General features: G+C 42.5%; 9 protein-coding genes and 2 pseudogenes. 6 read left to right on the top strand and 5 right to left on the bottom strand.

Annotated elements, in window-relative coordinates:
* The 5 genes and pseudogenes from ACFQ0N_RS30310 to ACFQ0N_RS30290 all read left to right on the top strand — a co-directional run.
* A pseudogene (locus tag ACFQ0N_RS30310) lies at positions 1 to 206 on the top strand (RCC1 repeat- and reductase domain-containing protein); the annotation flags it as partial.
* 271 nt (positions 207 to 477) lie between these two features.
* Positions 478 to 5,484 carry an RHS repeat domain-containing protein gene (locus ACFQ0N_RS30305; protein WP_379333542.1) on the top strand — a complete coding sequence of 1,669 codons (5,007 nt, stop codon included), beginning with the start codon at positions 478 to 480 and terminating at the stop codon, positions 5,482 to 5,484.
* A 12-nt stretch (positions 5,485 to 5,496) separates the two neighbouring features.
* Complete coding sequence (locus ACFQ0N_RS30300; RefSeq protein ID WP_379333540.1) at positions 5,497 to 5,967, top strand: HEAT repeat domain-containing protein; 471 nt, start codon at positions 5,497 to 5,499, stop codon at positions 5,965 to 5,967.
* 454 nt (positions 5,968 to 6,421) lie between these two features.
* Positions 6,422 to 7,129: pseudogene (locus tag ACFQ0N_RS30295) on the top strand (helicase-related protein); the annotation flags it as partial.
* 431 nt (positions 7,130 to 7,560) lie between these two features.
* Positions 7,561 to 8,349 (top strand): sensor domain-containing protein, encoded by a 789-nt coding sequence (locus ACFQ0N_RS30290; protein WP_379333538.1) that lies wholly within the window; start codon positions 7,561 to 7,563, stop codon positions 8,347 to 8,349.
* A gap of 122 nt (positions 8,350 to 8,471) precedes the next feature.
* Here the strand turns inward: ACFQ0N_RS30290 and ACFQ0N_RS30285 are convergent, their stop codons facing one another.
* The 3 genes from ACFQ0N_RS30285 to ACFQ0N_RS30275 form a co-directional block, all read right to left on the bottom strand.
* Positions 8,472 to 9,002, bottom strand: a complete 531-nt coding sequence (locus tag ACFQ0N_RS30285) for a cysteine hydrolase family protein (RefSeq protein WP_379333536.1) — start codon at positions 9,000 to 9,002, stop codon at positions 8,472 to 8,474.
* Complete coding sequence (locus tag ACFQ0N_RS30280; RefSeq protein WP_379333534.1) at positions 8,977 to 9,615, bottom strand: helix-turn-helix domain-containing protein; 639 nt, start codon at positions 9,613 to 9,615, stop codon at positions 8,977 to 8,979. Before ACFQ0N_RS30280 ends, ACFQ0N_RS30285 begins: the two co-directional genes overlap by 26 nt.
* 246 nt (positions 9,616 to 9,861) lie before the next feature.
* On the bottom strand, positions 9,862 to 10,308 hold the full coding sequence (locus ACFQ0N_RS30275) for a sensor histidine kinase (protein ID WP_379333532.1): 447 nt from the start codon (positions 10,306 to 10,308) through the stop codon (positions 9,862 to 9,864).
* Positions 10,309 to 10,675: 367 nt separating this feature from the next.
* Here ACFQ0N_RS30275 and ACFQ0N_RS30270 point away from each other — a divergent pair, with 367 nt between their 5' ends.
* Positions 10,676 to 11,509, top strand: coding sequence for an S-layer homology domain-containing protein (locus ACFQ0N_RS30270; protein ID WP_379333530.1), 834 nt, complete (start codon positions 10,676 to 10,678; stop codon positions 11,507 to 11,509).
* A gap of 132 nt (positions 11,510 to 11,641) precedes the next feature.
* Here ACFQ0N_RS30270 and ACFQ0N_RS30265 read toward each other — a convergent pair whose 3' ends face one another.
* Complete coding sequence (locus ACFQ0N_RS30265) at positions 11,642 to 12,181, bottom strand: TetR/AcrR family transcriptional regulator (protein WP_379333528.1); 540 nt, start codon at positions 12,179 to 12,181, stop codon at positions 11,642 to 11,644.
* Between the two features lie 159 nt (positions 12,182 to 12,340).
* Positions 12,341 to 15,907, bottom strand: a complete 3,567-nt coding sequence (locus tag ACFQ0N_RS30260) for a toxin Cry1Ac domain D-VI-related protein (RefSeq protein WP_379333525.1) — start codon at positions 15,905 to 15,907, stop codon at positions 12,341 to 12,343.
* Positions 15,908 to 15,934 lie beyond the last annotated feature (27 nt).

The raw sequence follows: 15,934 nt of genomic DNA, 5'->3' as shown, positions 1-15,934 counted from the left end.
AAATCGGAGATGGAACGATGATGTTGAGATGGAATCCGGTACAGGTAATTGGATTGAGCGGGGTAGAACGCATTGCAACAGGAGATTACTATAACTTGGCTATGAAAGCAGACGGAAGTGTATGGGCATGGGGACTCAACAGTAGCGGGCAATTGGGAAATGGGAGCACAATTAATTCTTCTATCCCCGTATTATCCGGAAATTAATTTACAATTAGGCGGCATGATCAAGAAATTTCATGCCGCCTTCGTAAATGGGAAGTTTCAAAGCCCAGTTGTAATAAGGCCTCTTCTCTCCTCTTGTCGGGGTTGATTTCCCAAAACAAATATAATATCCCTGTATTTGGGGAATGAACTGAATTAGAAACGCAGGTGAATCCACAACTAGGTTTTAGAGTAGTATCCGACCAACTACAAGGAAAATGAATGTAGTTTATTCATGGACAGAACGTGAGAAAACTAAGGGGAAGTGATCCGATTGAAAGGCTTTATTGTAAATGCTAAGTATGTTATCACTTGTCTGCTTATAGTCAGTATGCTGTTCGTGACAACCACAGCAACCTTAGCAGATGAATCGGTTACAGTTTCCCAAAAACAACCGCAAATTGTGGAGACTGAACAATCGAGCAATGACGATTCGCTGGAGCAAGTCAAGACAGTAACTGATACAACCTATAATGAACAAATTGATTTTATTCCGCCCATATTTACTACTGATCATGGTAGTGACTATACAGTTATTCAATCTACATATGGAACTGAACGAAATCGAGCTTTTAGTTTGAATTCATCGTCCATAGAAGTTCCGCCACCTGATCCTACATTATTGAAGACTATTAATAATTTGAACACTAAAAACATTTCCTCGATCTTCTCTCTTGATCAGGAGAATGAGTATATTTCACCGCTTGATGGGAGTTTAAGTGTAAGCTCAACTGATTTATATCTTCCGGGACGTAATGGATTGTCCTTTTCTTTAAAGCGCTACTATAATTCGTCGAATTCCAGTGCATTTGATAAACAAACTGAGTTCACTTTTTTTTGTGTATGCGCGGTCCGAATCCAGGCCGATATTGTTATTCAGTATAGCCGTGATGGTGTTAATGTAGATTATGCTATACCGCAGCAATCAGGTTATATTCAGTACGACACTTCTCATGTAACTGATGGAACGTTAGAGAATATGTTAGATGCAGTCTCATGGTTCGCTTACATTCAGGATTTCAGAGGTCAAATACTCAATCCGTCGGCTTGGGCAGGACCAGATGACAACGGCAATATGTGGCGTGCTGCTTATTATGTTCATAATGATGCACATTCGGAATTAATAAATTTTTACGAGGATGGCCCTTTCATACCGATTTGGCGGAATATCGCAAATAAAAAGAGCTACGAGCAACAAATATATCCGCTTGGTGCAGGTTGGACGTGGGATATTCCTTATATCAAGACGGTGGAAGGCAGCAGTTACCTCAACATGGGGAGTGGTGGAACCTATGAGATTAGTGGTAATTCACTTAAAGGTTACCCGTGGAAGGACTTAACGATTGAAAACAATTCCTCGGTGAATGTAAACGGGGAATGGTCGGCCAAAGCTGTTAAATCCATTCACGGACGTAGCTATTATTTTGCAAGCGACGGCAGATTAATTCAAATCGCCGACCCTTACGGCAATACGATTCAGTTCAAATATTCGCAGAATGCAATTTATGGTAAGGTACTAACAACCATTTCGGATGCGATCGGGAATAGTATCCAAATTTCGTACGATGAATGGGGAATAACGCTGGTACAAGGGGATAAAACCATTCGTTATACGAAATCTAAAATAAAAAAGCAGGGTAAATTACCATTTCGCCCAACGTATGAGTCCGAATATTTGTCCGCGGTATCCGACCCGATGGGACGGACAACACACTATTCGTATCAGGCCAAAGATGCTAATTTTAATTTAAACCATTTTGCCGCGGAGAACAATCAAGTTTACTTATTGAATCAAATTCAGTATGCGAATGGAGCAAAGACCACTTACACCTATGAATCCTCCCCAATAACCCGGTTAATCGGACCTGATTCGGCATCCGAGCAAACATATCGCATTCATTCACGCAAGGATATAGACAATTCAGTCGATTACAATCAATTGAGTTTTACCTATCAATCTGATATAGGAAGTAGCTACAATCAGGATATTACCAGTTTTGGTGCGACAATCGATAATGGTTACGCCATAAAAAAGTTTGATTATGAAAAGGATTATATTGATGATAACACACCAGCCGTCTTCTATCTTAATAGCATCGAAGAGACAGTTGGGATTGAGAGCAGGACTACGGCCTACCTTTATGATCGTGCGCGTAAAATAACGGAACCTATTCAAACTACGAACACGTATCGTAAAGGGAATAGTAGTGGTATGCCGATTATTAATAAAGTCACTTATGATGATTATGGCAATATCCTTACCCAAACCAATGCCATAAACGTTACGACTAATTATTCGTATCATCCAACTACACATCTGCTAAGCAATGTGTCGGAGAAAATAAATGAGAATACGACACGTAACACCCAATATACGCGCAATAGCCAAGGGACGATTACAGAGGTAGCCATTACAGATCAGCCCGGTACGTTACTATCGCAATCCAAATACGAAAATATCGATCCCTATGGAAATATTGGGAAGATAACCGTTCGAGATGATAATCAGGACACCGTGTATATAATGGAATATGGGTATTCAGGCGCCTTTCCAATCAAGCAATCCATTAACGTAACCAATGCTGACCAGCAAACCAGTACTATTATTTATCAGATGGGTTACGATTCCACAACCGGTTTGGTTACCTCCTCTACCGATGGGAAAAACAATACGACTCAATACGAGTATGATAAATTGGGGCGATTAACGAAGGTCATCCACCCCGATCTGTCATTTTCCACGGCGGCTTACAATGATGCGCTTAATCAAGTAACCGTTACGGATGAGACAGGGGTAACGACTCGACAAACCTGGGATTCATTGGGCCAAAAACGTGAAGTGGGGATCGTAGACGGATCCTATCGGATGCTGAATCGCTTCGGATATGACCATTTGGGGCGGTTAAGCACGGAATGGGACGCGAATGGGCGTCAAACAACCTATGAGTATAATGCTTGGAATCAATTAATAAAAACCAATTTGCCGACGGCTACCCTCTCCAGTTCTACGGTGGAATATGATGAAATTAATCGGACCACAACCACCAGAGACCCGGAGGGCATTCAGACGAAGTCTTTCTATGATCTGCTAGGTCGTCAAACGTCGATGGAGTTAAACAAAGGAACAGGATTTCAGAACGTGGGTTCCACACAATATGATTATGCAGGGAATGTTATTTCACGTTCGGATGCTCAACATAGCACTTCTTTTAAGTATGATGCGTTAGGGCGATTAACGCAAGTCACGGATCCTCAGCAGAACTCGACGTCCTATTTTTATTCCCTAGCGGGGAATTTAAAGGAAATCCGCTATCCAGACGGAAAGTCGGTTTATAAAGAAGCCGATCAATTGGGTCGAATTATTAAGGAAACCGACCAGACGGGGCAGATCGAGAAAAGCTACTATGATGCGAATAACAACATAGAACGGACAGTGGATAAAAAAGGGCAGCAGTTCACGTTCCAATACAACAATCGGAATTTTTTGGTGAACAAATCGAGCCCGATGGATAATGTCGCGTATACGTATGATCAAGCTGGCCGGCGTCTCACGATGATAGACAGTATTGGTTTGACGAGGTATTCCTATAAGGCGACAACCGGAGAATTAATTGAAGTGACGTTCCCTGACTTGAAAAAAATATCGTATACGTATAATAATCTGGGCCTTCGCGAAACGTTGATCGGCCCATTTGGCTACAAAAATGTCTATACGTACGATAGTATGAATCGTCTAAAGACAGTGGGTTCTTCAACGGATACATTCGATGCCGAATATGAGTACCTGAATAATAATCAGCTAAAGAGCATTAAACAGTTAAACGGTAACCTAAGCTCTTTTACCTACGATGGTTATACGATTAAAACATTAACGCAGACAAAATCAAATGGAGAAGTAATCAACTTTTTCGATTATGACCATGACACGAATCAGAACATAATCAAACAAGTCGCAAGACAAAATGGTTCCGATCAGACGTTCCAATATACGTATGACGCGCTGAATCGTATCGAAACCTCATCCCAGTTCAATGAGAGTTACACGTATGATAAGCGCGGCAACCGATTGACAATCCAAAGTAATCGTAATCTATTCCTAGCCGCGGGAGATACATCTTATACTTATGATGCATGGAATCGATTAACCGATGTTGCCAAAGCAGCCGGAGAGCGTGTAAGTTATAAGTATAACGGTGATGGCCTCCTGGTCGAGCGTACGGAAAACAATGACACTGTTCGTTATTATTATGATGGGGACCAGATCGTGGCTGAAGGAAAGGTAACAAATGGTATCGTTACAGCCAAAGCCCAGTATGTCCGAGGCCAAGGATTAGTCGCGGGAATTGGAAGTAATGGGAAGTACTATTACCTCCAAAACGGACATGGGGATGTAGTTGAACTGCGGGACAGTACAGGAAATACCAGCCTGAACCGCTATACGTATGATATGTGGGGAAACCCGTTGACAACAGTAGAAACAGTTTCGAATCCTTTTCGTTATTCAGGCGAGCTGTGGGATCAACAGGTAGGCTTGCAGCATTTACGTGCTAGGTGGTATGACCCAAGCATGGGAAGGTTTATATCTGAGGATACGTATGAAGGTGAGATTAACAATCCACTGAGTCAAAACCGTTATACGTATGTGCATAATAATCCGTTGATTTATACTGATCCAACGGGACATTATTGCGTGTCTGCAAATGGTAAATATGCACAAACTGGTACATGTAAATCATCGGATAGTGTTTATCTAGGAGAAGATAGCGACTTTATAGGTAGACCAATTATTTGGAAAGAACAAGTAATGGGGTTTATTAGTGAGTCAGGGACAAGTTATAACTCGGTTCACTATACGCAAAATTACTGGACGTCATATCCAGATGATTATTCGTACGTACGTTGGCTAGCAGGTGACAATGATTATTATTATAGTCTTGATAGAGATACTCAGTTGAGACTAAGAGATAGATTGCTTAAAGCATATATGAAGACACAAATTGAGCAGGGTTTTCCAGATTTTGTGGATGGATATCTGTGGGGAAGAACACTCGCTAAACAAGGTATAACTGCAATGATGGGTGTTAAGAAGAAAGGAAAAGAATTAAGAGGTGGTTCGAAGTCTAGTAGAGATAACTGGTATGGCTATAATGATAAAGAATTTCAGAAATGGTGGCATAGAGAAGGTAAAAGGGAATTCGGTGGTAATGATATAGATAATTCCAGCGAGGCAAAAGCAGTATATGATTACTGGGTATCAATTGGTAAGCCAAAGGTTAAATAAGGAGTTGATATATTGAAAAACTTAGATCAATATATATCTGAAGGAGACATGGAAATGGCTATTAAAATAGTCGATTATGTTGGTGAAACGAGAGATAGATCTTATTTGCCCATATTATTGAAATATTTAGAAAGCACTAATAGCAAAATTTTAAGAAATTCAATTGCAATCGCTCTATCTGATATTGGAGATAATATTGCAGTAAAGCCTCTAATCCGATTATTGGAAAACCCAAAAACTGAAGGAAGTAGAGGAACTCTATTGTATGCTTTAGAGAATCTCGATTATAGTCCACATATTGAACTGTTAACAAATTTATTAGATAATTCAAGCTTTGAAATAAGTCGACATTCATTTCAGTTATTGGCTTCTATTGTAGAAAGACTTTCAGAAGAACAAAAAAATCGATGCAGGAGCATCATAAAAACAAAGATAGATAATAGTGAAGATGAATTTCTAACTGAAGCATTAGAATTATTCTAATAATATTTTACTACATACCACATGCGAGTGTAACAACTCCATGTGGTTTTTTCAGCCGCGGCATGCTCGATAGCGGAAGAACCATGGCAGCGCCGGTTTCGCGAAGAGCGGGGCTTATTTATGCTTGATTACATCATACAGCGGCTCTCCCTTGATTTAATAATACATAGCTAGTACTTCCGGCGGTCGGGTGGCTGTTGTTCCACTTTTCCGTAGGTTGCTGTTCGGTTTCAAGTGAGCAAAGATTAAGTGGAGCACATTGTGAACTAAGGGAATCTGAAAGTTCTTTAGATGAGGGTACCCTCGGGAGCCGGGGGTGTCTAGTTTGCACCAGCAGACATCAAGTTTGTGGAAAAATGGATTTAGCGCCACAGCGGATGGTACACAGCCTATTTTTCCGCATATGGGCGTTTGTCTGTTGATTTATAACGATTTTGATCAAATGTAGAGATAGTTATATATGGCTAAAGTGTTCAATGAAGCGGGAATTGCCGCGGCGGCCTTGCATGGAAAGTCCAGCTATGAGGAGCGCAACGGCGCCAAAGGAAGGCTAGTTTCAGGCGAATTAAAGGTTATTTTCGTTGTTGATCTGTATAATGAAGGGGTAGATATCCCGGAGATCAATACGATTTTATTTTTGCGTCCTACGGAGAGCTTGACTGTGTTCTTGCAGCAGCTTGGCCGCGGACTGCGCTTGGCGGAAGGAAAGGAATGCTTAACGGTTTTGGACTTCATCGGACAAGCGCATAAGGAGTATAGTTTTCAGGACAAATTTAGAGCCTTGCTTGGCAAAACGAAGCATTCGGTTCAGCATTATGTCGAGCATGGTTTTTCCAGCTTGCCGAGAGGGAGCTTCATTCAGCTTGAGAAACAGACGAAGGAATACATTCTGAAAAGCTTGAAACAAACGACGATTAACCGCAAAAGCTTGGTCAGCAAGCTAAAATACTTTCAGGAGGATACGGGGTTAAGTCTTACCCTTGAAAATTTCACGCGGTATTATAGTATAAGCCTTTATGATTTTTATGGCGGGCGCAATGGGAACCGGATGTTGCGGGGACTGATGGTGGAAGCGGGAATAATGGACCCGTTCGAGTTCGACAATAGTGAGTTTTTGATTAAACGGATTCCGGCGCTATTAAGCATGAACTCCCGGAGGCTGTCGATCACGATAAATATCGATGGGTGTACCCGCGGGAACTAGGGGAGTATGAGTTTGCTCCAGCTGACATTAAGTTTGTGGAGATGCTGATGGGAGAGTGCAACTAGACAGGACCATACACGAGTTGTGAAAACTTTTAAAAATCAGGGATTTGGTGCGCCGCGGCGGATGGGAACCAAATGGCTTATATTTTCGCATATGGGGTATGTGGAGTGCTGTGTGTTGCCAGTGAGAATACAGTGATTTTGAGCCTAAACTTATATAGTAATACTGAAGGGGTTCTCTATTTGGCTGTATCTGAGCTGGATGGATCCTAGTCTAAAGGCTGGGATCAGACACTTCCTAAGACGGTTATGGCTGGCGAATAAGGCGGTTATACTGGATTTATAACTTAGATCGTGAACTTATGAATCCAAAGGAAGTGTTCGAATATGAAGGCAACTGAAACGGCTGCCACAACGCCGACAGGTAAAGTGAATTGGGTGCTTTTTAATCCAAAAACCTATGCAACGATCCTCTATTTATTGCTATCTCTCCCGTTAGGGATTATCTATTTTACAGTAGCGGTAACGGGTCTTGCTCTATCGATCGGTTTAACTCCAATATTTATCGGAATACCTCTGTTTTTTGGAGTAGCTAAGATATTGAATGGGATTGTGAATTTTGAACAAGGCATGATTCGACAAATTTTGGGTTTACCGACTGCTCCTGTTTCATATCCCTACAATCATCAACAGTCTGAGGCTGGGCAGAACTGGTTTATGCGAATGGTGAGAGGTTTTGACAGTGGGCTGTTCATTCGAAATCTGCTGCTCGTCATACTGAGATTTGTAACAGGCATTGTCTTCTTTGTTATAATGGTAACTGTGTTGTCACTAGGACTTGGACTTATTGTTCTTCCAGTCGTGCATATCATTTTGATGAATGAAATTCAGCTTGATATTTTGGAGAATAGTTTGTTCAGTTATTTTCATATCGATTGGACCTATAATCAGCAATATATGCTGTACGTAGGCGTAGGCGTTGTGCTTTTTTGGGTCGCGCTTCGCGTCGTGAATGGGCTTATGCAAGTTCAGCGCAGAATCATGTATGTGGATGAGCCCTATCAAAAAATGCAGCCGTCAGTGCCATTGGAAGATCCGGTTCAGTCGCAATATTTTGAGCACCCGGTGGATCAGTCCACTCAAGGGTTAATGCAGCCAGCCTATAGAGAGCTTTAGAAGCTCTCTTTTTTTCTTGCCACGAACTATCGTTTTCCGTAACATCAAGTGTTGATCTGCTAATAGTCGTTCTATATAAGAGGAGAAATTATCCTTCTCACCTTTTAATAATCAGTTGGATTCTAAAACTGGACTTCGCTCGAGCGAACCATTGTAGCAAATTGGGCAAGAATGCTATTATGATGGTTTATGATTTGTTCTGCCGTTAATCCATCTGAATCGTAAGTGGTGTGGCAATCCTCTGCCAATTCTACTTTGTAGCCGCGCGAATAACCACTCTTCACCGTTGTGTCCACGCAATACTCGGTTTGTACGCCGCATATCACTAAAGTGTCGATACCTTGATCCCGTAACCGGGGATGGAGCTCGGAAGCTAGAAACGAATCCGCGTAATTTTTAATAATGATATGATCATGTGCAAGGGGAGCGATCTGTTCATGTACATGCCATAGTGGTTGATTCTCCGATCTTAGAGAACCATGCGGCTCAGTAAACATGATATAGAATACGGGTGAATTTCCCTTTCGAGCTTTATCAATTAATCGCCTTGTATTTTCTAGCAGTTTCTCTTCCTGATATAGAGATTTTCCACCATAGTCTTTCCATACAAAGGGCATAACCTGCATGTCAATAATTAGTAGCGCCTTTCTCATTTCGGGTGACCCTCCTTGATCCCAATTTCTTTTTCTCATATTTCCATAATCCATGTCGGTTGCAATACGTATACAACGTTCCGCCGTACATTTTGGGAAAGCGTACTTCTGCGAGTTGTTCCGGGTACAGTTTGATAAGCATCACCCTGTCATATGAAATATAGGCTACAAAAGATATGTAATGGTCTCTGCTCATCTCGTGCATAATGGTAACAAAGTAATCCTCTTCAATTTCGTGAACGGTTATTTCGTGCTCATCGTTCTCCGATTTGGGAATCAGCGGCTTCAGTATCCTACCGCAACATGAAATGCTCGTTGCCCCTGTACTGGTCATAACATTGCCACAGCTTTGACACGCGTAAAATTTCACGTTCTTCATATTTCCTCCGTCCTGCTCATTCGGATTTAAATCCCCGGATAAAATCTTCTCGATATTTACTCCTAATACGTTGGATAGCTCCCCAAGCAAGGACACATCCGGACACCCTAAACCGCGTTCCCATTTTGAAATCGTCTTATCACTAATGTTCATAAGATGGGCTAATTCTTTTTGAGTCATTCTTTTCTCTTTACGAAGACTCTGAATAAGCCTTCCCACCTTGATGCAATCCATATTGTCCGCCTCCTGTAATTTTAGAATATCAAGCATATTTGTCCCTTTCAATAAACGCTCCGTAGAGTTTACTAATCTACCCGGTTGCCTAATGATCTTGGAAGGGTTGTACGTACAATGTCTCTTCAGAAAAATTTGGTACGGGGCAGAGAATGGTAAAAGACGCATTGACAAGTTGAAAGAACAAAAAACAGGATTAATCAGGCTGTTAGCGAGTGGTTCGATTACAGATTCTGAGCGATTTTTTTAAATACGGTCACCTATGAGGCGCATGTGTACGATAGCAGCACGAGGCAACTCTATGGTAAACGCCGTCGACACGAACGGTTCACTTTCCAGGAAGATACGGCCGTCATGCAGCTTGATGATTTCATGGGCAATGGAGAGACCTACGCCCATGCCATCGCTTTTCCGCCCCTTGTCGAGTCGGTAGAAACGTTCGAATATGTTGCGCTGCTCCTCCGCGGGAATCCCTTTCCCGCGATCCCGGACCGATAATTGCACAACATCCGGCGTTTCTGTCAAATAAACTCCGAGATAGCGGCCTTCCCCGCCATATTGAATGGCATTGTCAATAAGGTTTCGCACGACTTGTCCGATGGCTTGTTCATCGATGTTCGGCCATATCGATTTTTCAGGTATATGGATGTCCGGAGCGATCTGCCGATCTTCCAAGATCAGTACATAATCCATAATGATCTCGTCCAAGCGAATGTAACGGAGGTCGCGTACACCGTCACCGGCTTGACGAACGGGACGAGCTATGCGTTCGCGGTGAAAGCTGTCCAAGCGGGCGTATCGAGCGACTTCTCCAATGTAGCGACAGCGACCCCAAAGGGCAGCAAGAGAAAATGGCGGGTCCAGCGGTTCAGGTGGCGGTGGGGGTTGGGTCGGCGGTGACTCTGGCAATGTTACATCGACTAATGGCACAATCGCCATTCCGGTCGGAAGATCCGGTGAAATTAGTCTGGGTGACGAAATCGTCATTAAGGTTCCTAATGGGGCAGCAGAACAAGAACTACGCATCACGATCGAAAAGCTGCTTGATACAGCCAGCCTCTTGACGGATAAGGAAAGGCTCGTCAGTAAAGTATTTGAAGTCTTGAAAAACTTCAGCGGAAACTTCAAGAAGCCTGTTTCAATATCGATACAATTCGATCCGACTAAAGTAGGCGAAAATCAGAAAGTCGCCGTCTTCTACTACGACGAAAAAAAGAAAACGTGGATCGAAATCGGTGGAACGGTTGACGGCGAATGGATCACAGTAGAGGTTGACCACTTTACCAGATTTACCGTTCTGGTGGTTGACGTGAAAAAGAAGGATGGTGGGGAAACACCTAAAAAGGCGGACCCATCATTCACAGACATCGCGGGCCATTGGGGCGAGAGCTCCATCATTCGCGCCGCGGCGAAAGGTATAGTCAGCGGTTATCCGGACGGGACATTTAGGCCGAACAACCCAATCACTCGTGCCGAATTTACAGTCATGCTGGTTAGCGCGCTAAAACTGGACGGAACAGGTGCGGAACTTACCTTCAAGGATCAGGCCAAGATCGGTGCCTGGGCCAAACAGGCGGTTGCTCTCGCAGTGCAAGCAGGAATCGTGAACGGGTACGAGGACGACAGCTTCCGGGCGGACGCGCAAATCACCCGGGCAGAAATGGCGTCGATGATTGCAAGAGCATCGGGATTATCTCTTGACCCGAATGCACGAACCAGCTTCGCCGATGAGGAAGACATTCCGAAGTGGGCAAAAGGCGCGGTGGAAGCGATCAAGAGGTTTGGCATCGTCAACGGCCGCGGCGGCAACAAGTTCGTCCCGAACGACACGGTAACGAGGACGGAAGCGGTCGTGATGCTGCTCAGAATGTTGGAAGTTCGGGATCAACAATAATAGTAATAAACATCAAAGGCAGAACCTAACATGAAAGTAAAGCCACTAAAAAAGACGCTAGGGAATATTATTCCTTTGCGTCTTTTGCATCTAATCATTCAAGAGTAGGGACTGTGTAATTTTTTTTGCAATTTAATTTTCTCTTATTAATCCATACAAAAAGAGCCTAGTCACTTCTTTGGAAAGCTCGTCTGGCGTCTTTAAACCTGTCCATAATTTTGTTAATGTAAGGTGTCCAAGAACACCTACGATTGCTGAGGCAACAATGCTTAAATCAATGTTCGAATGGAAATAGCCATTTTCTACTTCTACAGCAAGGTTTTCTTCAATTTGCTTTGCCATTTGTTCTTTTATTTCAATAGCATCCTCTGAGAGAAAAAAACCGATCCGTGCGACCTGTTCATTTTCTTGAAATAGCTGAAAAATCAAGGCAATATTATTGGCGATTCGTTCCAGCAGCCCTCCAGTCTCAATACCAGAAGTGAGTCTGCTTTGCTCAACCCGTGTGTGCAACTTAGCTTTAAATAAATCAATCAATTCTTGAAAAATTGCATCTTTACTTTTGAAATATAAATAAAATGTTGGCTGTGTCACGTTTGCTTCTTTTACGATCGCACTGATTTTCGTATCATGGAATCCATATAAAGCAAATTGTTTTGCTGCGATCTTCAAAAGCAACTCCCTACTTTTTTCTCCATCCGCTCCGATTTGTCGACCTCTTTTTTTCAGTTAGAACAACTCCAAACACATTTGTATTCACATAAGAAATTAATTGAATATCCACACGAATTAAGTAAGTATATCTATCATAACAACTATGCTTTATTATAATCAAGGCTCACTAGTAATCACTACCATAACATCTTCATACCTTTCTGCTTTAATTAGAAATTCGTGCGTTCCTGGTCTTAGTGAAGCATCAGTAAGATCAATTTCAATGATTCCTGCGGTAGATCTATTCACCCTAGAGCTGTGGATGGGAATCGAGTTGCCATTTAGATAAACCCCGGTAATTTTGTCTCTCCACGCAGTATCATCGGTAAATGTAAATCGCACAGTGTCGACATTCGGAGCTGTCCCCGTTAAAATCGGCGCTGTTAACGGTGGGGCCACTTCAACAGTAACCGCAGCGTCCGCATACCCTTCTGCTTTAATGAGAAATTCATGCGTCCCTGGTCTTAGTGAAGCGCCAGCAAGATTAATTTCAATAATTCCTGCGGTAGATCTGTTCACCCTAGAGCTGTGGATAGGAACCGAGTTGCCATTTTGATAAACTCCGGTAATTTTGTCTCTCCACGCAGCATCATCGGCAAATGTAATTCGCACGGTGTCGACATTCGGAGTTGTCCCCGTTAAAGTCGGTGCGGCTAACGGTACGGGCACTTCAATAGTAACCACAGCGTCCACATACCCTTCCGCTTTAATTAGAAATTCATGCGTTCCTGGTCTTAGTGAAGCGCCAGTAAGATTAATTTCAATAATTCCTGCGGTAGATCTGTTCACCCTAGAGCTGTGGATAGGAACCGAGTTGCCATTTTGATAAACTCCGGTAATTTTGTCTCTCCACGCAGCATCATCGGAAAATGTAAATCGCACAGTGTCGACATTCGGAGCTGTCCCCGTTAAAGTCGGCGCTGCTAAGATTTGGCTAAACAAATCTTGAGCTATTTCAATTGCTTTTTTTAGAGCAGACTTTTCTGCACCATCAGCAACCAGGTCAACTTTTGCCTTCGCGTCGTCAATTGCGGCTTGGTCTACGCCCGCTTTCAATGCTGTTTTTGTACTGTCCGCGAATAAGCCATTTACGGCTTCAGTAGCCGCTTGTAAATTAGCTATAGCTTCTAGTTGATCTGTTAAGAGTTGTTGTGCTAATTGAAGATTAACCATCAATGCTGACTTTTCCGCACCATCAGCAACCAGAGCAACTTTTGCATTCGCGTCGTCAATGGCGGCTTGGTCCACGCCTGCTTTCAATGCTGTTTTTGTACTGTCCGCGAATAAGCCATTTACGGCTTCAGTAGCGGCTTGCAATTTAGCTATAGCTTCTAGTTGATCTGTTAAGAGTTGTTGTGCTAATTGAAGATCCGCCCCCAGTGCTGACTTTTCTGCCCCATCCGCAACTAGATTCATTTTAGCCTTCGCGTCGTCAATTGCGGCTTGGCCTACGCCCGCTTTCAATGCAGTTTTGGTACTGTCCGCGAATAAGCCATTTACGGCTTCAGTAGCGGCTTGCAATTTAGCTATAGCTTCTAGTTGATCTGTTAAGAGTTGTTGTGCTAATTGAAGATCCGCCCCCAATGCAGACTTTTCCGCCCCATCCGCAACTAGATTCACTTTTGCCTTCGCGTCGTCAATTGCGGCTTGGTCTACGCCCGCTTTCAGTGCAGTTTTTGTACTGTCCGTGAACAAGCCATTTACGGCTTCAGTAGCGGCTTGCAATTTAGCTATAGCTTCTAGTTGCGCGGTTAAGAGTTGTTGCGCTAATTGAAGATCCGCCCCCAATGCAGACTTTTCTGCCCCATCCGCAACTAGATTCACTTTAGCCTTCGCGTCGTCAATTGCGGCTTGGCCTACGCCCGCTTTCAGTGCTGTTTTTGTACTGTCCGTGAACAAGCCATTTACGGCTTCAGTAGCGGCTTGCAATTTAGCTATAGCTTCTAGTTGATCTGTTAAGAGTTGTTGCGCTAATTGAAGATCCGCCCCCAATGCAGACTTTTCTGCCCCATCCGCAACTAGATTCACTTTAGCCTTCGCGTCGTCAATTGCGGTTTGGTCCACGCCCGCTTTCAGTGCTGTTTTTGTACTGTCCGAAAATAACCAAGCAACAGCATTTTTTGCTGCAATTAAATTAGAATTTTCTCCCGAGTCGGGTGACCAGCCAGCGTAAGGTTGCAAATCTATATTTGGAACCCCATTAATTCTAATAATTTTGTGTTTTATCGTCTCGTAATCGATAAAAATTGATTTCACATTATTTTTCAGTTCTATGCGTAAATCTTCAATTTTAGCGTCGTTTCTAAGGGTAATTCTACTATTCATATTTTCGATGAAAAGTGAATCTATCCTCACATTTAACACGGTATTTAAGGATCCAGTTCCAACCCTGACGATGGGGATGGTTATACTTGCGTCTGCCTCGATACTAGCATCGGCTAAAAGATCTATTTCATTAGTTTTGGTATCACCTGTTAATTTAACGGTGAAACTATCCAACGCTACTTTAACAGATTGCAGGATTGAATTATGAAAATGTAATTTGGGTTTGTGGCTATTTTTGATATCCAACGAATCAAATGAGTTATTCGTCCCCGCTGTAACTATTTCTCGTGGCTTTGATAGGATCGTCGAACCTTTTACCAGCACATTTTCAAGATAAAAGCTGTTTTGAACATCGCTTTCTATCATTAAATCCTTTGTTATAGTAGCGTCTTTAATGGACAAATTGTCACCTTTTATGATCACGGTAGCATCAATAACAGCCCCATTACCTGTTAACACTACATTTCGATTTTCCTTTTTATCATTTGATAGCCCATTTGCGTAAAGAGTAACCGATTCAATACGGCTTATTTTTCCTCCAATAATTTGAGCTTTTATTCGTGATTTTTTTAATATCGGAAGATTTTCAGGCGTAATCCAAGTTTTTTGATCATCAGTTAATGTAAAGCTTTCGTTACCCAGTTGAACTGAATCCGAAGTGATTGTCGTCACTTCAGACTCGATTATGCGCTCAGTTTGTTGTTGCGCTAATTGTTGACAACGGTAGATAAATAACGCCATTTCTCCACGATTTACTGCATCATTCGGTGAGTACGTTGTCAGTGAAGTTCCTGTTGTAATCTTATTTTGTATCAATGAAGTCAAGTAAGGAGCATACCAACTCGTTGAGGATACATCCTTAAAAGGGTTTACCACTAATTCTTCTTTTGGTAACTGATAGGCAACTACGAGAATCTTCGCCATTTCCGCACGTGTAAGCGATTGGTCAGGCTTAAATGTTCCATCTGAATATCCTTGGAATATCCCAGCGCTTACAATAGCAGCAATCGACTTATAATACTTGGAGCTTTCATTCACATCTTGGAAATTGGGATCATCTACCACCTCCAAGTTGAGTTGTAGAGCTCTAGCGAGAATAACCGCTGCTTGTTCACGAATCAATTTTTCTGATGTACGGTAGGTCCCGTCTGAATAGCCAAAAATAATTTTTTGTTGCACCAGGCTTGTCAAAGCTTCTTCATATTCACTACCTGGCTCTATGTCCGAAAAAATGGTACCCCTCTCGCTTGCTTCAACAGGTTGTTTAGCAACGATCCCACCGAGTGATAGTAAGCAAATTAATGCGATAATAAACATTAATTTAGTTTCCTTCGGTCTCAGTCTTTCTCGTAAATTCATAAGTTAAATGTCCTCCTTCGGACCTAG

The sequence above is a fragment of the Paenibacillus sp. GCM10027626 genome (genome assembly GCF_042676285.1).
Taxonomy (GTDB): Bacteria; Bacillota; Bacilli; order Paenibacillales; family Paenibacillaceae; genus Paenibacillus_Z.
Note: the sequence above shows the minus strand (reverse complement) of the source record. Positions and strands in the feature narration are given on the sequence as shown.